We start from the raw sequence: 22,439 nt of genomic DNA, 5'->3' as shown, positions 1-22,439 counted from the left end.
TTTTTTATCCTTCACGCTGTAGGGGGCGCTGAGACCGGTTACAAAGTTTTAAACCATTGTTTCAGGAGCGGGTATTGCGTTTTCTGGTTAGCAGATTACGTTTCTTGTTTTTTGTGATCGCGGTAAATGTTGAGAGCACGGGGGGCTAACATGAGGATTTTCTTAGGAATTAACTGAAACAGGGGTGTACAGGTCAAAAGAGAGGTGAAAAAAGTGGTGTGGGGTATGTGGTAAATGCCTGAAAGTAGCTATAATGCGCCCCGCCTCCATGTAGCAATCGAGGCGCGGAAGATCGTCATCTCCGGTGAGGTGGCTGGACTTCAAATCCAGTTGGGGACGCCAGCGTTCCCGGGCAGGTTCGACTCCTGTGATCTTCCGCCAACTTATTGATTTAAATAAATTTCAACCCTTATTAAGTACATCCACCTAAGCATCTCTCCATTGTTTTTTTCCTATTCTCTTTTCTAGATTGCACTTATTCCAAAATTCTAGGAAAATTACCCAATGTTAGTATGGAGAATGTCATTTTGAACACTAAGACCTTTAACGTGTTTTGCGATGAATCATGTCATCTTTTACATGATCACCAAGAAGTTATGGTGATAGGTGCTACATGGTGTCCTGACTCAATTACAAAGAAAATTTCCCGTGATATCCGAGCGATAAAAGTAAAACACGGTTTAAGCGAAGAATTTGAAATAAAATGGACCAAAGTATCCAAATCTAAAGTTGCATTTTATTTAGAATTAGTTGACTACTTTTTTTCTAATCAAGCTTTACGTTTTAGAGCGGTTATAGTTCCCCATAAAAGTAGGCTAGATCATCATAGATTCAATCAAGATCATAATACATTTTATTATAAAATATGTTTCTATTTATTGAAAAACATAATTGAGAACCAAAGTTTATATAGAGTTTATTTCGATATAAAAGACACCCTTGGAATCGAGAAGATTGAAAAATTAAGAAGGGTTCTTCATAATTCAGGTTATGATTTTAATAGGGATTCAATCCAAAGAATCCAGCATATACGTTCTCACGAAGTTCAACAACTACAACTTGCTGATTTATTTATAGGTGCTTTAGGTTATCTTCATAGAGGTTTGAATACAAACGAAGGTAAATTACAGATCATCGAAAAAATAAGATTTTATACTAATAGAGATCTATTAAGAAGCACGTTGCCTACCGAGCGAAAATTCAATGTTTTTGTTTGGGAGTCACGCTAATGCTAGAAATGCCCGATCTGCTCGAATTCTCTGGTGACTGGTCATTATATATTGAAGAGGTCTATAATGAATTTCAGCATTCATTTCTAAGGTCTGGCATCCGATTTCGGGGCCTTCCGGTTCAACCTCGTTTCACTCCTGAATATGATGGAAAAGAATTTGGATTTTGGCATTTGACTTCCGAAGGTGAAAAAGAAGAAGAAAGAACTCCCGATCTTTCACGGTGTGCCAGAATCAGATGGATATCTCATATGATTATTCATTCAGATAATGAACATTTATCTTGTTGGGAAGAGAGGCGTGGAAGTAACACGGAATTCGTTATTTGGAATGAAATAGAAGACTATGTTGTGGTGTTGGCTGCTCGTAGAGACTACTGGCTGTTAAAAACAGCTTATATAGTAAATAGAAGTGGCAAACGCAGGCAACTTGCAAACAGCAGAGCGAGATCACAACTGTCATAAAAAGCTGAACCCGACACACATTTCTATGCACCGGGTTCGTACGCTCTTTCTACGCATGGTAGATGAGACACCATTAATGTAAGTTACGGGACATCTAGAGTCAACCATCCCTGGAAAAGTCAAGATTGTAAAACCACATACAGTTAGATTTAACCCATTGAAATTTATTAAAAAAAATTAATGTAAATAATTGATTGTTAATACCTATCAATTAATAAGGCAACATTACTCATCCTTTCGAGGAGACTTTTACTCACAAAACTTAAGCATACGACTAATTGTTGCTCGTTTTTTCCCGTAATCTCCGTTGACATGCTTCCTTAACCCACTTACTAAAATTCCCTTTCCCTGCAGCCTTTTCAATCTGTTCCAAAAGCTCATCCTCGAACCGGATGTTCTTCATAGTGCTTTTGGTACGGTCAAAATTTGGTTTCTTTTTCTCTTGCATGGTAGGTACCACTTAGGTTAATTTATCCGCATGTGGTACCTACCACATGGATTTGGAATTCTGACAACGCCCAACAGTGTTGGAGCACTAAAGGGCGTCTAACCTCACCAACTATCAAGGAGTTGATTATGGCTGATTCGCATTCTACCCCAGACACCGACCAATCCGGAACCGAGCGTTCGTTAATTGTGGGATACCGCCCGAATGTTTTCGACAAATCCACGCCGAAAATTATCCTTTCCGGCAAGTGGCTGCGCGCGGCGGGTTTTGATACCGGACAACAGGTCACGGTAAAGGTGATGAAAGGGTGCATCGTTCTGGTTGCGTATAATGAGCAGGAACAGCGTTTGCAGGACGATTATAAACGGACGAAAGCAAAGCTCATTGAGATAGAGGACGCGCTTGCGGCGATCCAAATTCCGCATGCTGGAAAGCGCCTCGCAAAATCAAATACAAACTACCTGGCTTAGCGGCTGTTTCTGGCATACTACGAGCTTACAGGCATCAACTTTATGACGCGGAGGCAGCATGACATATGAAGAATTAATTAATTCACCAGCCGGTGAATTCGTCATGTTTGCCAGCAAAGATGGAAAAGTTCGCATTGAATGCCGCTTCGAAAGCGATACGTTGTGGCTCTCACAGGCCACGATCTGTGAGTTATACGGCAAAGCCAAAGCAACGATCAGTGGGCATATCAAGAATATTTTTGATGAGGGTGAGCTGGTCGAAAATTCAGTTGTTCGGTTTTACCGAACAACTGCCAGCGATGGTAAAGTTTATAACGTTCAATACTTTAGCCTGCCCGTCATTCTCGCCATCGGCTATCGCGTCCGCTCCACGCGAGGCACACAGTTCCGACAGTGGGCCACCCAAACGCTGCAGGAATACCTGGTTAAAGGCTTCGTTATGGACGACGAGCGCCTGAAAAACCCACCTGTCGGATCTTCCGCCGTATCTGACTATTTCGATGAAATGCTGGAACGCATTCGCGATATACGGGCCAGCGAACGCCGGGTATATCTTCGCGTGAGGGAGATTTTCGCATTAGCCGCTGACTATCAGCCGTAACTCAAAGAAACCACGCAATTCTTCCAGACCATCCAGAATAAACTGCATTTTGCCTGCACGGGCCACACCGCTGCTGAGTTGATTCACAAACGTGCGGACGCTACTCAACCGCATATGGGGCTGACCAGCTTTAAAGGCGAAGAAGTCCGTAAAAGCGATGTCACCACTGCAAAAAATTATCTGTCTCAGGAGGAGGTGAGCGAGCTTAATCGCGTCGTTAATATGTGGCTCGATTTTGCCGAAGATCAGGCCAAACGTCGCAAGCAGGTATTTTTACAAGACTGGCAAACCAAGCTCGATCAGTTCCTGCAATTCAATGACCGGGACGTTTTAGAAGGAGCAGACAAAATCAGCAAGAAAGCTGCTGATGAAAAGGCGAGCTCAGAATACATTGAGTTTGAAAAAAAGCAGCGCCTGCTGAAAGAAGCCGAAGGCGAGAAAGATATCATCGACTTATTAAAATGGGAAAAGCAGGCTAAACGCTAATCCCGCTATCCCTGCTCAGCTTCATATGCAGCAACGGAAACGGATTCCCCTGCCCGTCCAGTTCCGAGCGTCCGACCTGCTCAAACCGCATATGGCGATAAAACGCGACGCCCTGCGGGTTCTGCTCATTCACGTCCACCTCCTTCGCGCCGAACTCTGCGATGGCGTGTGTCAGCAGCAATTTCCCAACGCCCTTCCCGCGGCTCGCGTCGTCAACAAATAGCATTTCAATGCGGTTTTCATCCACGCCTAAAAAGCCGTGAATAACGCCTGCGTCATCGCGAGCGATCACGACCTTGAGGTTAGGCAGGTAGGCGTTAAGCAATAACGGGCGCAGCGCCGCAATATCGCTTTCCTGTAAAAAGTGATGGGTGGCGCGGACGGAGGATTCCCAGATCGCGACCAGACGTTCGAAGTGTGTGGGGAGTGCGGTTTCTATTTTCATGGGGAGATCATTATAGAGCGCGGCGATTAAATCAAGTATCCAGAAGCATGGAGGCAATAAACTGAAGACCTTAAATGAAGTTATAAACTCTCGTACATCTGAAAGTCGAGAGCGTATCAGGGAAATGGCCCGGAAGTTGGTTCAGGAGACAGGTCAGCAGATAGAGCATGAAAAACAAGAATCCCCAACAGACAGTGAGAATAAAGAAACCAGCTAATCCTTCATGGCAGTTGTTCGGGTAAACAGAACAGCTGAGGAACGGTAAATATTGTAGCGCCCTGTCCACCCTCACCCTAACCCTCTCCCTCAGGGAGAGGGAACTGACCGTGCGGTTTTTCATCCCCTACCCTAATCTCCATCACCGCGTACACCCCGTCCTTCGGCACCACCACGGTGACGTTTTCCACCGGCACGCCCGCCGCGAGGTGGATATTCTGCAGCTGCTGTAACGACCTCGGGTGAATATCCTCCCAGCCGATGCCCCGCAGCACAAAGTCAATTTGCGGGCTGCTGGTCAGCATGTTCGACACAATCACCGCCCCGCCGGGTTTGACCAGCCGCAGCGCGCGCTGGAGAAAAATCACCGCATCGGTATCGTTGAAGTATTCGAAGATCCCCAGCGCGTCGACCAGTTCGGCCTGATGTTCGCCCAGCTCCAGCAGCAGGTCCTCGTTACGCACCAGGGTATGGAGCAGGTTGCGCCTGAGCAGCGTCAGCTGTTCGCCCACCACAATGCCTTCCTGAGCCGCCATGGTTTCGGCCCAGCTGAGCGCCACCGGGTCTTTGTCCACCAGCGTAAGATAGACCTGTTGGCCGTCGAGCTTTGCTTCACGCAGCGCCTCCAGCACCGGGATGGCGGCGCCGCTCGCGAGGCTGACCCAGTTGTTCTCGCTCTCATTATGAATGTACTTATCCACCAGCGCGGCCAGCACCCGGGCGCGGGAACGCACGCCAACCGCATCGTTAGCGTGGATAAACCACTGGCGGCTGTCGCTGTCCATTTTTGTGCCGTCGGGCAGGCGGTCTTCCAGCGGGTTTTGCACCACAAACAGCGCCAGCGCGGAGGGGACAAGCCGGGTTCGCCACGCGGCAAGCGCCGGGCGGTTGCGGAAGGCCTGTTCGGAATAGCGGTTCTGGGGAACAAGCACGGCCTGCCCCCCTTCGTCGTATTCCACGCTCGGCGGCCGGAGCGCTGGCTCGGCTTTCAGGGCGCGGTCAAGGGAGGCGATCTCACGGGCAGCGTCTTCTTTCATCGGCCACTGGTCGCTGACGTCGGGAAATGACGCGCTAAAAATCGTCATATTTTCCGGTGCATCGCCGCGAAAAGGCTGCCAGTTCATGTCGTCTTCCCTCCGTTGGGCTTTTAACGGAAGTCTATCCAGGCGGGCCAGTAATACCCTACGAAGAAAGCACGAAATCGGCACATCAGTTCTGCGACGTGCGCCATACTCCCGGCGTACAGCCGTACTCGGTCTGAAAATGACGAATAAAGTGGGCGCAGTCGCTGAACCGCATCCGCCGCGCAATATCCGTGACGCTTTGCTGAGAGTTTTTCAGCAGCCAGCAGGCATAGCGTAGCCTGGCGCTGCGAATAAATTCCCGCGCCGTTTTGCCAAACTCGGCATGAAACAGGCGGTTGAGCTGACGTTCACTCAGCTTGACGTCCTGCGCGAGCCTGGCGGCGTTCAGCGGGTGAGTCAGATATTGTTCGATAATCATCACCGCCCTGCGCAGTCGTGAATCAGGGATCATGGCGACATTCGCGGGCCGTGGCGTGGCGGCATCATGTGGAGGAAGAGACAGACGCCAGGAGGTAGTAGCCGCAATGTCGTCTCCCCCGTGGGCGCGGATCAGGGACGTTACCAGGGTGAGCGTTGAGATCCCACCCGGGCAGGTCAGCACATCACCTTCGTCGATAAAATCGAGGCCTTGCTCAGCATAAACCTGCGGGAACCGCTGCGTGAAAACGCCATGATGATGAGGATGAATCGAGGCACGGCGCTCGTTCAGTAAGCCTTCCTCCGCCAGAATAAAGCTGCCGGTACCAATACCTATCAGAGGAGTGCTGTTGTGATGAGCATCCGTGAGAAACGCTCTGTCGCCACGGTGCCCCTGGTGAAGATGCTCCAGACCTCCACCAATCACCGCAATGTAGTCGAAGTCACCGGGCGGTGCATGGGCGGCATCGGGCCTTACGCTGATACCAGAGCTGCTTACAACCGGTAAGTCGGGGTGAACGCTTATCAGGCTGAGTTTAAAGCATATTTTCTGGCTACGCTTTTGGACGCTGGATGCAATGCGTAACGCCTCTATCAATCCTGAAAATGCTAAAAGCGAGAACTGGGGCCACAGGAGTAAACCCATATGCAGGGATTTATTCCGTGCAGGCGTCATTCTGACGCTATCATCAATTAAAGTTTTCATTAACTTGCCGAAGAAGAATAATTACATTATCGCAACATTATTGCTGCTATTATATTTCCATAATGTATATCATAGCTGTTAAATCAAGCATAAATGACGCCGGCAAAACTTAAAAGAATTTCTCCCTTTCGCTATCTGTTTTTTGACGTGTGGCACACATAGGTTGGCAGCGTCCCCAGAATAAATAAATAATTCTCATTCTGCTGTTTCTTAATGCGCATATAAATATTCTTGTCCGGGTAGATAAAAAATAAGGGCTCGTACTTTTCAAGCCAGCTGTCGCTGATGTTGTCGTCCGGAAATTTTATATTGCGTACGGACGTCAGGTTATAGACGCTGTCTCTACGCTCAATCTGAAAGAACACTTTGCGATTTAGCCTCTTCGTTGGGTCGCTTTTCACCTTGCCATTCATGCTGAGTATTCCGCTGTTACCCTCCACGCTGTAATTCAGCCACAGAGAGAGCGTCTCATCCCGATGATGCTGAATAAAGTTCACCTGACAGGCAAAGGGCTGAATGTAATGGCGATGCCAGAGGTAATACGCCGCCGCAACAGCCCCCATCAGCAGGCACAGGCAGAGCGCAAAGAGCATTTGACGGTAGCGAATCATACTAGCGATCCTCTATAAAATAATCAGACATACAGCGGTTGGATTCCGTCATTGGCCTGTCACAGCGAATGACCGACGCGCGAGGTAGCAATGTGTAGCCGCTGACATATACCCAGGGATAGTTCACGCACTGATCCTTAAACGGGGTGGCATAGACCAGGGCTTTATCCCGATCGCGTTGTGTTTCAATATCGCGAGCAAAATAGAGCTGGCACTCGCCCAACTTCGTCGCGAAGCGGTATCCGTCCACAAAATAGCTGTCATGCATCAGGCGATGGCTTATAACGCTCACGCCAGCCAATACCAGCAATACCACCAGCGCGGCCGGCAGCCAGAAGCGGCGTGTCGATACCATCGGAGCGACGGTCTCTTCGCAGACATCCGGCGCAGCGTGTTCTTCCTCTTCAGCCTGCGGCTGCGTCTCTTTAATAGTGATTTGCGTATCGCTTGCGAGCGTGAGTCCAATGCGCGGGATAGTCACAATCGGATCGGTTTCGAAACCCACCTTCTTCAGCCCTTTACGCAGAATAGAAATGTTCTGGTAATAGGTATTAGGCGAAACCAACATCCCCCGGCGCTGCCAGACAATATCCATGCACTCCTGTTGAGTCACAATACTTCCGACTCTCTCTATTAATAACAACAAACAGCGGCCCGCCGGGGAATTTAATACCACTACCCGCTCGGGATTGTTCAGATCGCGTAATGTGCTGGCTGCTGGGTGAAACTCTACCAGGCCATTAATAATGTAATACTTATGCATAGAATGGGCTAAATACCTCCGGTCAACACCTGTTACTACAGTAAAATCCCTTTACGGTTAACCTGCGTATCCCTCGCCTGTGTAAGGATTAATGTGACGGATAAATGCGCAACTGTATATCCTGACGCCTGGCGAAAAATCTTATTTTTCCTTTCCCCTCATCTATCAGTCTGAACTTTTCTTAATCGCCGCTTAATCCGTCTTGACACTGACAAAACTCGACAAATGCGCCAGTTGAACGCTTTAGTCATCGCTGTCTAAATTATTCAGCATGCTTAATTTATTTTTTTAGCGAAAAGCAGAGAGGACGCGCCCTGCCACCGGATTTCGAAATTCCGACCAATTCTAAAGCTATCGTCTTAATTAACAATTTCAGCACGAAACTGTTAGTAACCGTCAGTAACAATGCACCTCGTATGACATCACCAGACAATCCCCTTACAAAACATTTATTAAAGCCAACTTTTTAATAAAAAATACCGGTATCATTATTTACAGGCAGATAAGTAAGAGACGGTTCAGCGAGGAGAATTGACGCTACACGTAAATTGCACTTAAAACAAATTAAGATTAATTCAGGTTACCTCTTTTACGCCTTGAGTATAGTGAGCTCACACCGTGCAATGCTTAATTGCTTCGAGAATATCAGGCATCGCCTTACCATACAGGCGAGTCTCATTACAATTATAAATCGAGGGAATGTCATGGCGAATAAACACAACAACACACGTCATTTAAATATCGCGCTATTGGGTGGGGATCACTTTACGCGCCAGGGGATCGCCGCGTTATTAAAAAACATTGCCCCTGACATGCAGATTAATGCATCAAGCAATGATTACGCGGAGCTCGAAAAGATGTTAACGGCAACACCTGTAGACGTGATTTTTTTATCCGGCACGGATAAATATCACGCGGGTTATGATTGCCTGAAATATATCAAAAAGATGAAAGTGCTCTATCCCGGCGTGCTTATTTGCATGTATTCCGCACCGGCAAATTCCTGGCTGTGGATACGCGGTGAAATAGACGCTTATATCTCGCTGCAGGACCCGCTTTATCACTGGCGAGCCAGCGTATTAAAACTGGTCGATAGCCGTTATCGCCCAATAAAGAAACCCACGGCGTTATCGCTGACGCCGGGCGAATGGAGAGTATTGAAGGAACTGCGAAAGGGTCTGGATATGCGTTACATCGCCGAAACAGAGCAGCTTTCTTACCGTCGTGTCAGCGCGTTAAAAAGCTCAGCGATAAGAAAACTCGGGCTCAGGAACAAGACAGATTTGCTGGTCTTTTTAACCAGTTAAACCTGCTCCTTTCAGAGCAAATCTCGACATAACACCATAATGGAATCAGGACAATGAAAGCTCAATTCAATACCAAAACGCTGCTTGCGGTCGCTATTGCTGCATTACTGCCAGCTGGCACGGCGCTGGCTGCCGGCACCAGCGGCGGCACGGTGAACTTTAACGGCAAAGTGGTGACCTCCGCCTGCGCCATCAGCGCAGGAAGCGCCAACATTGACGTGGATATGGGTGAAGTGCGTACCGCGACACTGGCGAGTGCGGGCAGCGAAGCCAGCACGGCGAAAGCGTTTGCCATCACGCTGGAAGATTGTGAAATCGCCGACACCTCAGCCTCAACGGAAGATAACCCGATTGCCGCGACAACCGTGGCCGTCACCTTCACCGGCACGCCGGACGGTTCCGATGTTAATAGCCTGTCCGTCGGGGCAAACGGCAGCGCCAACTCTGCGCAAAACGTGGCTATTCGCCTTTATGACGAGCAGGGCAACGTAGTGAAGCTGGGTGAACCTGCTTCGGCCATCCCTCTGCGCAAGGGTGCCAACACCCTGAACTTCAGCGCGAAATATTACTCGCCGAAGGGCGGCGCCACCGCGGGTGATGCCAGCGCTGTCGCGACCTACACCGTGACCTATTCGTAATCTTCAGGCCCGGTCTGCTGGCCGGGCCTGACTTAGCTTTCAGGAGAAACACTATGCGCGTAAACACATTGATTTGCCTGGCGGGTACGTTATGTTCCTCCGCCGTCTATGCCGGCGGCGTGGGGTTGGGCGCAACGCGAATGGTCTACTCCAGCGCGACCACCCAGTCGATGATGCAGGTGAGAAACACCCATCCCGACGCCACGTTCCTGATCCAGTCATGGATGGAAAATGAGAAAGGCGAACGTACCAACGACTTCGTGATCACGCCACCGCTTTACGTCATGAAACCGGCCAGCGAAAGCGCGGTGAAAATCATGTTTAACGGTAAAGCCCTGCCAGAGGATCGGGAGACGCTCTACTGGATGACGGTCAAAGCCATCCCCCAGCAGGCGAAAAGCGGCTCCGGGAATACGCTGCAGTTTGCATCGGCTAATCGCATCAAGGTCTTTTATCGCCCGGCGGGACTCAGTGAGAGCCCAGGAGAGGCGTGGAAACGCCTGACCGGTTCCTACCGCGCCGGAAAGGTCACGCTCAGCAACCCTACGCCGTACTACCTCACCACCATCAACGTGAAAATTGACGGTATCCCGGTGCAGCCGGTGATGGTGCCCCCGAAAGGTAGCGTGACGCTGGCCGAAACCTTCAGCCATGCGGGCAGCATGAGCTTTCAGACCATTAACGATTATGGGGCATGGACCCCCGCTTCGCGCGCATCGTTATCCCAATAATACAAACAGTAAGGCGTGACCACGTGAAAAGAAAAATCCTGTGCGCCACGGTGATCTCCCTGGTGATTCGGCAAGCCGTGGCTGCTGAAAGCGAGCTGCAATTTAACCCCGCGTTCCTCAACGGCGAGAGCGCAAACAGCGCCGATCTCGCCTGGGTCAACGCCGGGAGCGCGTTGCCGCCGGGTGATTACAACCTCAACGTGTATATCAATACCAACTACGCGTTCACAGGTAACGTCACGTTCCGCCTTGCTGAAGACAGTACGGGTGAAGCGCTGCCCTGCCTCACGCCTGATCAATTCGACGCACTGGGCATCGATAGTCATCAGGCAAAGGGCGGAGCGCTGCCGCTGGCGCAGCGCTGCATCTTCTTAACGAAGGCGTTTGCGGATACGCAGTTTGATCTGGACCAGAAGACGCTCACCCTGAGCTTCACCGTACCGCAAAGTGCGATGCGCAATTTGCCGCGCGGGTATGTCAGCCCGGAAAGCTGGGAGGCGGGCATTCCTGCCGCGTGGCTGAATTACGTGGTCAATGGCTCGAACAATGAGTATCGCGGCGAGACGCGCACGCGGGAACAGCAGCTGTTTGCGAGCCTCAACAGCGGCGTCAACCTGGGCGCGTGGCGGCTGCGTGATTTCACCACGTGGACCAAAGACAGCAATGAGCTCACCCACGTGCAGACCTGGCTGCAGCGCGATATTCACGCCCTGCGCGCCCAGGTGTATGCCGGGGAAACGTACACCTCGGCGCAGGTCTTCGATTCCGTGGGCCTGCGCGGCATCGCCCTGAAAACCGATGACAACATGCTGCCCGCCAGCCTCAGCGGCTATGCGCCGGAAGTCCGGGGCATCGCGCGCAGCGACGCTACCGTAACGGTTCGCCAGAACGGCAACATCATCTATCAAACCTCCGTTCCACCAGGGGCGTTTGTGCTGAAAGATCTCTACCCGACCTCCTCGGGAGGCGATCTGGCGGTCACCATTCAGGAGAACGACGGCAGCAAAACGCAATACACGCTTCCTTTTGCCAGCGTGCCGAACCTGGTGCGTAACGGACAGGTGAAATATGCCCTCGGTGCCGGGAAATACCGTCCGACTGGCAATCAGGATGCGCCCTCTTTCGCGCAGGGCGAACTGTTCTATGGCTGGCAATATGGCCTGACGTTTTACGGCGGGGCACAGTTTGCCGATCGGTATAACGGCCTGGCCTTCGGGTTTGGGCAAAACCTCGGCCGCTTTGGCGCCTACTCTCTTGACCTGACCCATGCCCGCAGCCAGCTGGCGGACGATCGGCACTACAGCGGTGATTCGGTGCGCCTGCGCTACAGCAAGCTGCTGAACGACATTGGCACGCGGGTGAACTTCTTCTCGCTGCGCTACTCCACGAAAGGGTTTTATACCCTCAGCGACACGACGTACAAAGGGATGTCGGGCGGATCGCCAAAGCAGACGGTGGAAAACGATGGCACCGTCACCACCCATTACGACAACGTGTACAACCTGCGCATGTCGCGCAAGGCAAAAAACCAGCTGCTGCTGTCGCAGCCGATGGGACAATACGGCTCGCTGTCACTGTCGTGGGATCAGCAGACCTACTGGAACACGTCAGACACCACGCAAAGCCTGCAGTTTGCGTGGAACGCCACGTTTCGCAACGTGTCGCTTGGCGTCAGCGTTCAGCGAAGCTCAAGCCTGTATGACGACAAGAAAGATAACATCCTGTCGATGTCGATTTCGGTCCCGCTGGGCAATCCGGCGCTGTCTACCCGCGCGCGCTTTACCACGACCCATGCGGACTCCACAGGTACAACCGCCAGCACGGGCGTGAGCGGCTACCTGCCGGGCCAGGAAAATCTGTTCTATAGCGTCAACCAGCGCTACAGCGCCCAGCAGCACTACGGCGGCGATGCCACCCTGCAATACGAAGGCGCGCGGGGAGACTACAACCTGGGCTACAGCTACACCAGCAACTCCCGCAACCTCAGCTACGGCATCAGCGGCGGTGCGGTAGTGCATGAAGATGGCCTGACGCTGAGCCAGCCGCTCGGGAACACCAACATTCTGGTAAAAGCCCCGGGGGCCAGCAACGTCGCCGTGCTTAACCATAAGGGCATCAAAACGGACAGCCGTGGCTATGCGGTGATCCCGTACGCCACGCCGTACCGCGTTAACCAGGTCGCACTGGACGTGACGACCGCTGGCAACGACGTGGAGCTGGAAAACGCCATCGCCAACAAAACGCCTACCGATGGTGCCCTGGTTCGCGCCACCTTCACCACGCGTCAGGGAGCAAAAGCGATGTTTATCGTGCGTCACGGCAACGACGTGCTCCCCTTCGGCACGCTGGTCTCGCTCGATAATGACAAAACCAGCGGCATCGTCGGCGATGGCGGCAGCCTGTATCTGTCCGGTTTGTCAGAGAAGGGAAAGCTGAACGCCGTGTGGGGTCGCGGCAACAGCCAGCGCTGCGCCATTACCTACGCCTTAAACAAGCAGAACTATAACGCCCGCACCGGTCTCTATTCTCAGGAGGTGGTATGTCAGTAATGTTCCGGCTCGGCTGCATCGCACTGCTGGTTTTCGCTCTCCCCGTTCGCGGGTATGACGTGCTGGTTTCCGTCACCGGCAATTTGATCGGCAATACCTGCGTGGTGGCACAGGACTCCGAGGAGCAGAACGTGCCGCTGGGCACCATTGGCATCAAACAATTTACGCGCGCCGGGGCCGTCAGCAATATCAAAACGCCCTTTACGCTCAGGCTTGAAGCGTGCGGGCCAACCTTTGCTGGCGTAAAAATCCGCTTCAGCGGTACGCCGGATGATGCCAACCCGCAGCTGTTGAAGATTGCCGACGATGGCGCTACCGGCGTGGCGGTGCAGATCCTCGATAAAGAGAGCGTACTCATTCCCCTGAACACGCAAACCACCGCGTACGGAACGGCGGGGGATGACAGCGTACAGATGACCTTTTACGCACAGCTGGTTGCCACCGGCGCCCCCGTGAGCGCCGGTGATGTGTCAGCCTTCGCCACCTGGACAACGGAGTATCTATGATGCGTTTATTCTTTTTTATCAGCAGTATGTTTCTCTGTGCCAGCCTGCAGGCGATGGAGTGGAAATCGGATATTACCCTCTCCCCTCAGCCGATGACCTACACCGGGCCCGCTGATTCGGTGGTGCCGGGCAACATCATTGGATCGACCTGGAGCGCCACCGCCAGCGTGCAGCAGGTGTTCTGGTGCGGATTTGTTATTCTCTGCAACAAAAGCACGCTGGAACCGAGCAGCAGCGCCGTCTCAAGCGGGATGACGGTCACCGTCGACGGGGTGAACTACACCATTTTTGAAACCGGCGTGCCGGGGGTAGGGTATATCATCGGGCTGAAGGATTTTAATGGTACAAAATACATTCCCCTGCAAACCGGTGTGACGCAAAGCTATCCGGCGGAAGGTACCACTACCAGCACCCAGGATCTGGGCTGGTCAGCAAAAGTCACCTTTATTAAAACCGGTACGGCGCTGAAATCCGGCGTCTATAACATCCCGACTATCAACGCCGCGGTATTAACCGCCTATAACAACGAGGTCAAAACGGCGCAGGTCATCATCAGCCCGACCACCATCACGGTAACCGCCAGCGGGTGTACGGTCGGCAGCAAAAACGCCAGCGTGGCGCTCGGCACCATTGATATACGCACTCTGCCCACGGTGGGAAGCACGTCGCCATCCGGGACGTTTACCGTCGGCCTGACCTGCGACGCGGACGTGGCGGTTCACGCGGTGATGACCGATCAGACCACGCCGTCGAACACCTCGTCGGTGGTGACGCTGACCGGAGACTCCACGGCGTCCGGCGTTGGGGTGCAGTTTTTCTACAACGGCACCGGACCGTTGACGATGGGACCGGACAGCTCGGCCGCGGGCACGACCGGCCAGTTCTTTATCCAGAGCACCGCGGCGGCGCAAACCCTGTCGTTACCGTTCCAGGCGCAGTACATCCGAACCGGCGAACTGGTCCCCGGCTCGGCCAACGCGCTGGCCAGCATTACGTTTTCCTACCAGTAGGGACTACTGCTTCACCCACACCAGCTGATCGGTTCGGAAGCCAAGACTGCGCGCGGTGTTCAGGTAATCCTGCTTCACCGCATCCGGAATGGTTGGCGTGCGCGAAAGGATCCACAGGTAGTCGCGGTTCGGGCCGCTGACCAGGGCGTACTGGTACTTATCGTCCAGCCTGATCACGTTATAGCCGCCGTAGAAGGGGCCGAAGAACGACACCTTGAGCGCGGCGGTGGTCGGCTCGCCGGTAAAGTACGCTTTCCCTTCGCTCTCGTTCCACTTATTCTTCACCGGATCGTAGCCCCGGTTAAGCACGCTGATGCCGCCGTCGCTGCGCTTGCCGTAGGTGGCGGTTACCTGCTCCAGCCCGCGTTCAAAGCGGTTTTCCAGACGGGCGACCTCGTACCATTTGCCGAGATAGCGGCTGGCGTCAAAACCAGAAATCGGCTGCACGCCCTTCGGCGGCGTGGGGGATTTACAGGCGACCAGCGTCAGCGCAATGGCAACACCGGTCACAACAGGCCATAGCTTCATGAGAATTCCTTTCATTTGCACGGTTGGACGTTAAGTGTAGTGCACCGTTTCGGCGCTTCATCCCGTTCGGGAAAATTCGTAGTATATTGAGAGTATTCTTCCACTCTGGAAACGGACATGGCTTACTCCATCGGCGAATTCGCCAGACTCAGCGGCATCACCGCCACCACCCTGCGGGCGTGGCAGCGTCGCTATGGTTTACTCAAGCCACAGCGCACGGAAGGCGGCCACCGCCAGTACAGCGATGAGGACGTCCAGCAGGCGCTCAAAATCCTCGACTGGGTAAAAAAAGGCGTCCCGATCGGCCAGGTCAAACCGCTGCTGGAACGCCCGATGCCGGGTCGGACCAACAACTGGCAAACCCTGCAACAGAACATGCTGCAACGCCTGCAGGACGGCAAAGTCGAGTCCCTGCGCCAGATGATTTACGACGCCGGACGCGAATACCCAAGGCCGGAGCTGGTCGCGAACGTGCTGCGCCCGCTGCGCAGCCAGGTTTCGGCCAACGTCGCCGCCGCCATGACCCTGCGCGCGATCCTCGACGGCATCATCATCGCCTACACCTCGTTTTGCCTCGAAGGCGATAAAAAAGCGCCGGGCGATAATATTCTGCTCAGCGGCTGGCACCTGAACGACCCGTGCGAGATCTGGCTCGAAGCCCTAACGCGCACCGGGCAGGGCCATCGAATCGACATCCTGCCGGTTCCGCCCGACGCGCTGGCACCGGAAATTTTCCCGGAGCGTAAATGGCTTCTGGTCACCAGCGGCAAACTCACCGCCGGGCGGAAAAAGCAGCTGGAGCAGTGGCAGCAGCAGGTATCGCTTGAAGTGATTATCCTCTGATAATTTTCTCCTGCGGGAATCTTCACGAAAAGTTGAATATTTTCCCGCGCCGCAGATGCTAACGTTTTCCTGTGACGAATAACTCCACAGGAAAACACCATGAAAAAAACTGCCCCTCTGCTGATCCTGGCCTCGATGGCCTTTGCCCCTGCTGCCTTTAGCGCCCCTGCCGGCACGCTGAGCGTCCACATTCTTGACCAGCAAACCGGGATGCCGCCGTCGGACGTGACCGTTACGCTGGAGAAGCAGCAGCAGGACAAATGGACCCCGATAGCCAGCGGCAAAACCGACCACGACGGCCGCATCAAATCGCTCTATCCGCAGGATCAGGACATGCAGCCTGGCGTGTATAAAGTGACCTTCAAAACCGCAGATTACTTCCACGGCAAAAAGCTGGACTCCTTCTTCCCGGAGATCCCGGTGCTGTTTACCGTGACCCGCACCAACGAAAAGCTGCACATCCCGCTTCTGCTGAGCCAGTACGGTTACTCGACCTACAAGGGCAGTTAAGACGCATTGATTTTAAAGGATTATAAAAAATAGTTCCGCGAATACTTGGACAAATTAGTCATGTTGTGTAAGTTTTAATTATATGAACGGGAGGACCACACCATGACAACGAAACCTGTACTCGGTATTAGCGGATGTTTGACCGGATCCGCCGTTCGCTTTGACGGCGGACACAAGCGTATGGGCTTCGTCATGGATGAGCTGGCCCAGTGGGTGAATTTCAGGCCCGTTTGCCCGGAAATGGCCATCGGTCTGCCGACGCCTCGCCCGGCCATACGCCTGACGCTGACGGACAGCGGCGAAACGCAGCTCCGTTTCAGCAAGCCGCCTCATGATGACATTACGCAGAAAATGGCCGACTTTACGGCGGACTACCTGCCAAAAATCGGCGATCTGTCGGGATTTATCGTCTGCGCAAAATCCCCAAGCTGCGGCCTGGAACGCGTGCGGCTGTACGATGAAAACGGCAACCGGGGCCGCAAGGAGGGCGTCGGGCTGTTCACCGCCGCCCTTCTTGAAACCTACCCGTGGCTGCCCGTCGAGGAAGACGGTCGGCTGCACGACCCGGTGCTGCGGGAAAACTTTATCGAGCGGGTATTTGCCCTGCACGAACTGAACACGCTGCGTAAAAATGGCCTCACGCGCCGCGCACTGCTGGACTTCCACAGCCGTTACAAACTTCAGCTCCTGGCGCACCATCAGGCAGGCTACCGTGAAATCGGCCCGTTCGTTGCCTCGCTGCACGAGTGGGAAGACCTGGACGCCTTCTTCGTGGCGTACCGGGAAAAGCTGATGACCATCCTGAAAAAACCCGCCTCGCGGAAGAATCACACCAACGTGCTGATGCATATCCAGGGGTATTTCCGTCGCCAGCTGAACACCCGCCAGCGCGGCGAGCTGCGCGACGTGATCCTGCACTATCGCAACGGACAGTTGCCTATTCTCGCCCCGATCACGCTGCTGAAGCACTACCTGGCCGAATACCCCGACCGGTATCTGATGACGCAAAACTACTTTGATCCCTATCCTGATGATTTGGGTCTGCGTCTGGCAGTCAAGTGATCATAAAAATGCGAAGGCCCCATTGACCCGTAGAGGCCCAAAGCAGTACCCCGTTTAGACGACATCCTCACTGTCGTCTCTTTTTTGCATTTCATCTCAAATACTGTGATTATATACAGGCTTATTCTGCAAAAAAGGGGCCTGCCAGTGATCAACACCCTGCACATTCAAAACTACCGCTCCATCCGCGAGATGTCGCTGGAGCTGGAGCAGCTCAACATCGTCTTCGGGCCGAATGGCACCGGGAAATCCAATATTTACAAGGCGATACATCTGATGCACAGCGCCGCCCAGGGGCAGTTTTCCCAGGCGCTGGCGAACGAGGGTGGTATTCTGAAGGTGTTCTGGGCAGGCAAAACCCGCAGCGACCAGCTGCGGCGGATGAATCTAGCGGTGGAAACAGAGACCTACGAATACGAGCTGCAGGTCGGGTTTGTGGAGAAACTGCCCTATCCCTCGCAGTTTCAGCTCGACCCGGTTATCAAAGAGGAGTCCATCTGGCTGAGCGGCCAGCACCGTCGTCCTTCGTCACAGCTGATGAAGCGTAAGAATCAGGCCGTATTTCTGAACAACGTGCATCACGAGAAAGTGACCCACAGCGGAACGCTGTACGAGAACGAATCGGTATTCGGACAGCTCGGCGAGCCGCATCTTTACCCGGAAGTGTCGCAGATGCGCGAATCCCTGCGTAACTGGCGCTTTTATCATGAGTTTTCCGTCTCATCCGGCTCGGCGATGCGCGCCCCGCAGGTCGGTTTCCGCTCCCCGGTGCTGGCCAGCGACGGTGCCAACCTGGCGGCCGCGTTTCAAACCATCGTGGAGATTGGCGACGAGCTGCTGCTGATGCGCATCCTCGACCAGGCCTTCCCCGGCTGCGTGTTTTACAGCGACAACACCGGCGGACGTTTTCGCATGATGATGCAGCGCGAGGGGCTGAGCAGGCCGCTGGAACCGGCGGAGTTCTCCGACGGCACCCTGCGCTTCCTGTGCCTGGCGGTAGCGCTGTTAAGCCCGCGCCCACCGGCGTTTATCGCGTTGAACGAACCGGAAAACAGCCTGCACCCGCAGATGCTGCCCGCGCTGGCGAGCTTAATCGCCGAGGCCAGCCGCTACTCGCAGATCTGGCTCACCAGCCACTCGCCGGAGCTGGCGAAGTTGATTGAGAAGCAGCGATCGTTTTCGCTGTATCAGCTGTCTATGGTTGAGGGGGAGACCAGGGTGGAGAGGCTGGGGTAGTCTCTATATCCTCATCTCCTACTCACCGGGATGGATTCTTTTCTTTCGACATAAAGCATTGTATTCCTCCAATGATTACCCCACCACTAATGGAAAGGTTAACAGCTTCAACAAGATCACTCATTGGAAAATCAAATTGCCCGACGAAAAAATAGGTAACAAAGGCTATCAGCAAACGACCGCATAAAAGCGTGGCAAAAATGCCAGCGATCCAAACAGCTACCAGCAATAGGAATAATTTTATCCTCGTAGTAAACATTATTTTTTCTCGCTTAATTTGTTTTGTATAGCCTCAGTGGCAGCCTGTCCTTTGCTTCCGAAATATTCAGAACTCAATGACTCCAGAACCGTTCCTGTAAATTTCGGAATCACATATTGCGGGAGCATTTCTTGTACTTTCTCATAACCCTTGCCTGTTAATACCCCTCCCGCTGTTCCTATTCCTGCACCAATGGTGGGAGCAAGTGGATCTTTCCCTTGCAACACAGCCCCCGCATAAGCACCAGCCATGCTTGCACCTTCGGTAAACCAGAATCCACGCCCTTGCGTTAATCCACTAACCCCTGTTGCTATAAGTGCGTCGGTTACGCTGAAGGGATCATTACTGTTTAATTGAGACCACACATTTGCTGTGCCACCAATCATTCCAGAAGCCACGACGGATCCTGCCGTTGCCGCTCCAGGTAATAGTGCTGGAGCAACCACAGTTGACATTCCCGCACCCCATGCTTTAACTAGCCCTGTAGCGGGTTGCTGATTTTCAGGCAAGTCTCCTTTTGCCAGCTTATTCAACATGGCCTGCTTTTCATCCGCAGATGCACCTTTGTCTTCCGCATAATTGTTCAATGAGCCTGCAGAAGTCATATAGTTGGCCAGACCATCAGGTAGAGGTAAAGAAGTTGCATTATTTTCAGCTGCATTCTTCCCGCTTTGCGCGCCCGTTGCTGCCGAGGCCGTCTTATTCCCCGCAATTCCTCCAGCCATCCCCGCCGATATTGATGCCAGAGTAATGACCGTCTGCTTTTGATCTTCGCTCAGTTTCGACAGATCTTTCACATCCGGATAGAGCAGGCTGGCTATAGCATGCGCAGCTAGCTCGCCCGTTGCAGCTCCGGCAGCTCCCGCAGCGGCGCTGTTACCCTGAAGAGCCGCCACCGCGCCGCCCAGAATAGCGTGCGCAACGGTATTGACGGTCGAATCGCCTTCGGTTGATTTAAGAAGATGCGCCAGTTCAGGCGCCGACGCGCCTGCCAATGCACCCGCAATATTACCGCCCGCCAGTCCCTGAAGTGCCGCCGTTGCCGCCTGAATACCGCGCTGAATATCGCTGCCTGTACCGTACTTCTCCATTGCCGTCTGGCCAGCCTGATTCACGATTTGCTTATCACTTGGGTTAGCATTACCTTCCGATTTCAGCTTCTCTTTGGCCGCCTTCAGCGCCTCTGGATCGGTCATGGCATTCCGTGCCGCTATCTCTCCCTGCGTCCGCGCGATATCCGCTGCCTGGCTGCCAATATCACTGATAAGCCCGACCGCTTTCAGGCGATTTTGCTCTTTCTCCTTGTCGAAGATTGGGCTGATGCTGTCGTTGGCATGTTCGGTATCGCGGCTCAGGTTTGCCACATCCTGCTTCTGATTATCCCGATCGCGAACGATAATGGTGCCGTCTGCCACCGCCGCCTGAGTGGTACCTTCCGCATGGCCGCTGTGGCTTGCGCCTGAAATCATGCCGCCCGGCATTTTGCCTTTAAAGGTATCGCCAAAACTGCCGCTCCCACTCAGGCTCACACCCGTATGGCTGACCTTATAATCCGCCTCGTTGTGAAGGTCGCTAAAGCCCAGCGTTCCCGTGTCTAACGAATTTTTGTCAGCCGTAGCCGTGGAGGCAATAACCGCGCCATCCAACTGCGTGTGACGGCCAACCGTGACGTCAAATCCACCATTACCGGCAAACAACCCCGTCTGCTCTTGAACGGAGTCGTACGTGCTCTTCATCTTATCCTGACTGGCACTGATGTAGCCGGAGCCAGTCATACTGCCGAACGTGAAGCTGCCGCCCGCCGCTACGCTGGTCTGCTTAGATTTGTAATCATTATTGTCCTGCTGACTACTCATCAAAAGATCGCGGCCAATATCAGCGACAATCTTCTCACCGTTGACCTGCGCCCCGTTCAGAATGGCATCTCTACCGCTGGTCATGGAGACCGTACCGCCGCTGTCCAGCGTGGTTTCGGTCCAGGCGGTGCCGTTACCTTTTTCATTACCTTTAGACGCATTCACATTGGCGAAGACACTGATCCCCATCCCGCCGCTGCCGCCCCCAATACTTACGCCCACACCACCACCGCTGCTGCTGTTTTTGCCGGTGGTTTTCTGCGTGTTGGCCGCTCCCGTCAGCAGGATGTCGTTTTCAGCATTCAGCGTGGCGTCACCGCCCGCTTTCAACTGACTACCGCCGATCAGGATATCGCCGCTATTCGCACTCTTACCTTTGCCCGTGGCGGTAATGGAAAGATCGTTTCCGGCATTGATCGTGCTGCCCGCTACCGTGTCGCTATCGGCATGCTGCTGAGATTTCGATTTCTGACTAGTCAGAGAGAGGCTGACACCAAATCCGTTCGCTGGATCGCCAGTCTGCTGGGCAACAACCGCTCCCTGCGCCGCCTGTACGCCCGAGAGTGTCGCTTTCGTTGCCTGCAGGGCAGCCAGACGTCCATCACTTTCTTTAGACGCCTCCTGTGCAGTGGTAACAGCGCTGTTGATTGCGCCACCCACTACGCCAGACAGAGCCACCGTAAGGCCACTGGATTTTTGTTCAAACTTCTCATCGCGGGCGCGTTTGTCATGACCTGGCTCGATCACCACGCTGTCGCCGGTGAGCGCCATATTTTTGCCAGCCACCAGGTCCGCACCGCCGACATGCAGCTGATTACCGGCGGCAATATCAACGCTCCCCCCCGTCGAACCCACCGTACTGAAGCTCTGGCTCTGGGTGGTGCCCTTCTCACGAAGATCGTGCGTGCTTTTACTGCTGCCGATGGTGAAGCCAATCCCGCCCGAGCCCATCAGGCCGGATTTTTTCTCTTCCTTAAAGCGCCAGGAGGTGTCGCTGTTCGTGGCCGCCACGATATCGACGTTGTTGCCCGCCTTAAGCTGCACGTCGCCATTGCCCGCCACCACCTGCACGTTGTCGCCGCTCAGCAAAGAGCCGGATTCACGCGTCGCGCTGTCCTCCTCGATGGTGTGGGTGGTTTTCTTGCTGAGGAAACCTTTTTTGGTTTTGGTCTGCTCTTTGTAGTGATAATCGCTTTCGGTTGCGGTATTGAGATTGACGTCGCGGCCTGCCGCCACGCCGATATCGCCCTTCGCCGTCACCTGCGCGGCTTCAGTGGTGACATCGCGTCCGGCGAGGATTTGGGTATTCGCCCCGCTGGCGATCTCGGTTCCCTGCTGACGCACCGATTCGTTAATAACGGTTTTCTTGCCTGACCTATAGCTGTCGCCCTGCGTGGTCTCTTCCGCAGCCAGATTCACGTCGCGACCCGCCTGCAGCCCGACGCTTTTCTCCGCCGCCAGCG

The 22,439-nt window shown here is 53.6% G+C and carries 21 protein-coding genes, 1 tRNA gene and 1 pseudogene; 15 read left to right on the top strand and 8 right to left on the bottom strand.

Going from position 1 to position 22,439, the window contains the following annotated elements; translation table 11 throughout:
• Positions 1-286: 286 nt before the first annotated feature.
• The 3 genes from KIF87_RS18800 to KIF87_RS18790 all read left to right on the top strand — a co-directional run bounded on the left by KIF87_RS18800 (position 287) and on the right by KIF87_RS18790 (position 1,693).
• Positions 287-381 (top strand) — tRNA-Sec (locus KIF87_RS18800).
• Between the two features lie 146 nt (positions 382-527).
• Complete coding sequence (locus KIF87_RS18795) at positions 528-1,229, top strand: DUF3800 domain-containing protein (RefSeq protein ID WP_249665972.1); 702 nt, start codon at positions 528-530, stop codon at positions 1,227-1,229.
• Positions 1,229-1,693: an oxidoreductase gene (locus KIF87_RS18790; RefSeq protein ID WP_213330087.1), complete on the top strand. Its 465-nt coding sequence runs from the start codon at positions 1,229-1,231 to the stop codon at positions 1,691-1,693. Before KIF87_RS18795 ends, KIF87_RS18790 begins: the two co-directional genes overlap by 1 nt.
• Before the next feature lie 274 nt (positions 1,694-1,967).
• Here the strand turns inward: KIF87_RS18790 and KIF87_RS18785 are convergent, their stop codons facing one another.
• Positions 1,968-2,141, bottom strand: coding sequence for a YlcI/YnfO family protein (locus KIF87_RS18785; RefSeq protein WP_213330086.1), 174 nt, complete (start codon positions 2,139-2,141; stop codon positions 1,968-1,970).
• A gap of 128 nt (positions 2,142-2,269) precedes the next feature.
• Here KIF87_RS18785 and KIF87_RS18780 point away from each other — a divergent pair, with 128 nt between their 5' ends.
• Positions 2,270-2,611, top strand: coding sequence for a SymE family type I addiction module toxin (locus KIF87_RS18780; RefSeq protein ID WP_213330084.1), 342 nt, complete (start codon positions 2,270-2,272; stop codon positions 2,609-2,611).
• A 58-nt stretch (positions 2,612-2,669) separates the two neighbouring features.
• Positions 2,670-3,698: pseudogene (locus KIF87_RS18775) on the top strand (virulence RhuM family protein).
• Here KIF87_RS18775 and KIF87_RS18770 read toward each other — a convergent pair.
• From KIF87_RS18770 to KIF87_RS18750, 5 genes are all read right to left on the bottom strand, one after another.
• Positions 3,688-4,143, bottom strand: coding sequence for a GNAT family N-acetyltransferase (locus KIF87_RS18770; protein ID WP_213330082.1), 456 nt, complete (start codon positions 4,141-4,143; stop codon positions 3,688-3,690). The pseudogene KIF87_RS18775 and the gene KIF87_RS18770 sit on opposite strands and share 11 nt — an antisense overlap.
• Before the next feature lie 293 nt (positions 4,144-4,436).
• Positions 4,437-5,483, bottom strand: coding sequence for a class I SAM-dependent methyltransferase (locus tag KIF87_RS18765; protein ID WP_213330080.1), 1,047 nt, complete (start codon positions 5,481-5,483; stop codon positions 4,437-4,439).
• An 85-nt stretch (positions 5,484-5,568) separates the two neighbouring features.
• Positions 5,569-6,567: a GlxA family transcriptional regulator gene (locus KIF87_RS18760; protein WP_249665971.1), complete on the bottom strand. Its 999-nt coding sequence runs from the start codon at positions 6,565-6,567 to the stop codon at positions 5,569-5,571.
• Between the two features lie 131 nt (positions 6,568-6,698).
• Positions 6,699-7,178 carry a YqeJ family protein gene (locus KIF87_RS18755; RefSeq protein WP_213330078.1) on the bottom strand — a complete coding sequence of 160 codons (480 nt, stop codon included), beginning with the start codon at positions 7,176-7,178 and terminating at the stop codon, positions 6,699-6,701.
• Between the two features lies 1 nt (position 7,179).
• Positions 7,180-7,941, bottom strand: coding sequence for a winged helix-turn-helix domain-containing protein (locus tag KIF87_RS18750; RefSeq protein ID WP_121426048.1), 762 nt, complete (start codon positions 7,939-7,941; stop codon positions 7,180-7,182).
• A 704-nt stretch (positions 7,942-8,645) separates the two neighbouring features.
• On the opposite strand from KIF87_RS18750, the gene KIF87_RS18745 reads away from it, so the two are divergent.
• The 6 genes from KIF87_RS18745 to KIF87_RS18720 are packed head-to-tail and all read left to right on the top strand — an operon-like array spanning position 8,646 to position 14,682.
• Positions 8,646-9,248 (top strand): helix-turn-helix transcriptional regulator, encoded by a 603-nt coding sequence (locus KIF87_RS18745; RefSeq protein ID WP_121426049.1) that lies wholly within the window; start codon positions 8,646-8,648, stop codon positions 9,246-9,248.
• 53 nt (positions 9,249-9,301) lie between these two features.
• Positions 9,302-9,886, top strand: a complete 585-nt coding sequence (locus KIF87_RS18740) for a fimbrial protein (RefSeq protein WP_213330076.1) — start codon at positions 9,302-9,304, stop codon at positions 9,884-9,886.
• A 53-nt stretch (positions 9,887-9,939) separates the two neighbouring features.
• Entirely contained in the window at positions 9,940-10,617 is a 678-nt protein-coding gene (locus tag KIF87_RS18735) for a fimbrial biogenesis chaperone (protein WP_213330074.1), read from the top strand.
• Between the two features lie 23 nt (positions 10,618-10,640).
• Positions 10,641-13,166 carry a fimbria/pilus outer membrane usher protein gene (locus KIF87_RS18730; RefSeq protein ID WP_213330072.1) on the top strand — a complete coding sequence of 842 codons (2,526 nt, stop codon included), beginning with the start codon at positions 10,641-10,643 and terminating at the stop codon, positions 13,164-13,166.
• Positions 13,157-13,672 carry a fimbrial protein gene (locus tag KIF87_RS18725; protein WP_213330070.1) on the top strand — a complete coding sequence of 172 codons (516 nt, stop codon included), beginning with the start codon at positions 13,157-13,159 and terminating at the stop codon, positions 13,670-13,672. The genes KIF87_RS18730 and KIF87_RS18725 overlap by 10 nt, the downstream gene beginning before the upstream one ends.
• Positions 13,669-14,682, top strand: coding sequence for a fimbrial protein (locus KIF87_RS18720; protein WP_484612458.1), 1,014 nt, complete (start codon positions 13,669-13,671; stop codon positions 14,680-14,682). Before KIF87_RS18725 ends, KIF87_RS18720 begins: the two co-directional genes overlap by 4 nt.
• Positions 14,683-14,685: 3 nt before the next feature.
• On the opposite strand, the gene KIF87_RS18715 is transcribed toward KIF87_RS18720, so the two are convergent.
• On the bottom strand, positions 14,686-15,210 hold the full coding sequence (locus tag KIF87_RS18715) for a lipocalin family protein (RefSeq protein WP_029740779.1): 525 nt from the start codon (positions 15,208-15,210) through the stop codon (positions 14,686-14,688).
• A 117-nt stretch (positions 15,211-15,327) separates the two neighbouring features.
• On the opposite strand from KIF87_RS18715, the gene KIF87_RS18710 reads away from it, so the two are divergent.
• The 4 genes from KIF87_RS18710 (at position 15,328) to KIF87_RS18695 (ending at position 18,861) form a co-directional block, all read left to right on the top strand.
• Positions 15,328-16,053 carry a MerR family transcriptional regulator gene (locus KIF87_RS18710; RefSeq protein WP_121426055.1) on the top strand — a complete coding sequence of 242 codons (726 nt, stop codon included), beginning with the start codon at positions 15,328-15,330 and terminating at the stop codon, positions 16,051-16,053.
• Positions 16,054-16,152: 99 nt separating this feature from the next.
• Positions 16,153-16,563, top strand: coding sequence for a hydroxyisourate hydrolase (gene uraH, locus KIF87_RS18705; protein WP_024906656.1), 411 nt, complete (start codon positions 16,153-16,155; stop codon positions 16,561-16,563).
• Positions 16,564-16,665: 102 nt separating this feature from the next.
• Complete coding sequence (locus KIF87_RS18700) at positions 16,666-17,625, top strand: YbgA family protein (protein ID WP_063145778.1); 960 nt, start codon at positions 16,666-16,668, stop codon at positions 17,623-17,625.
• Positions 17,626-17,772: 147 nt separating this feature from the next.
• Positions 17,773-18,861 carry an AAA family ATPase gene (locus KIF87_RS18695; protein WP_024906658.1) on the top strand — a complete coding sequence of 363 codons (1,089 nt, stop codon included), beginning with the start codon at positions 17,773-17,775 and terminating at the stop codon, positions 18,859-18,861.
• A gap of 258 nt (positions 18,862-19,119) precedes the next feature.
• On the opposite strand, the gene KIF87_RS18690 is transcribed toward KIF87_RS18695, so the two are convergent.
• The coding region (locus KIF87_RS18690; protein ID WP_249665970.1) for a hemagglutinin repeat-containing protein at positions 19,120-22,439 on the bottom strand (3,320 nt) is incomplete at its 5' end.

It is taken from the genome of Enterobacter sp. 120016, from assembly GCF_018383635.1.
GTDB classification, from domain to species: Bacteria; Pseudomonadota; Gammaproteobacteria; order Enterobacterales; family Enterobacteriaceae; genus Enterobacter; species Enterobacter asburiae_D.
The sequence above is the reverse complement of the archived record's forward strand: the minus strand, read 5'-3'. Positions and strand labels throughout refer to the sequence as shown.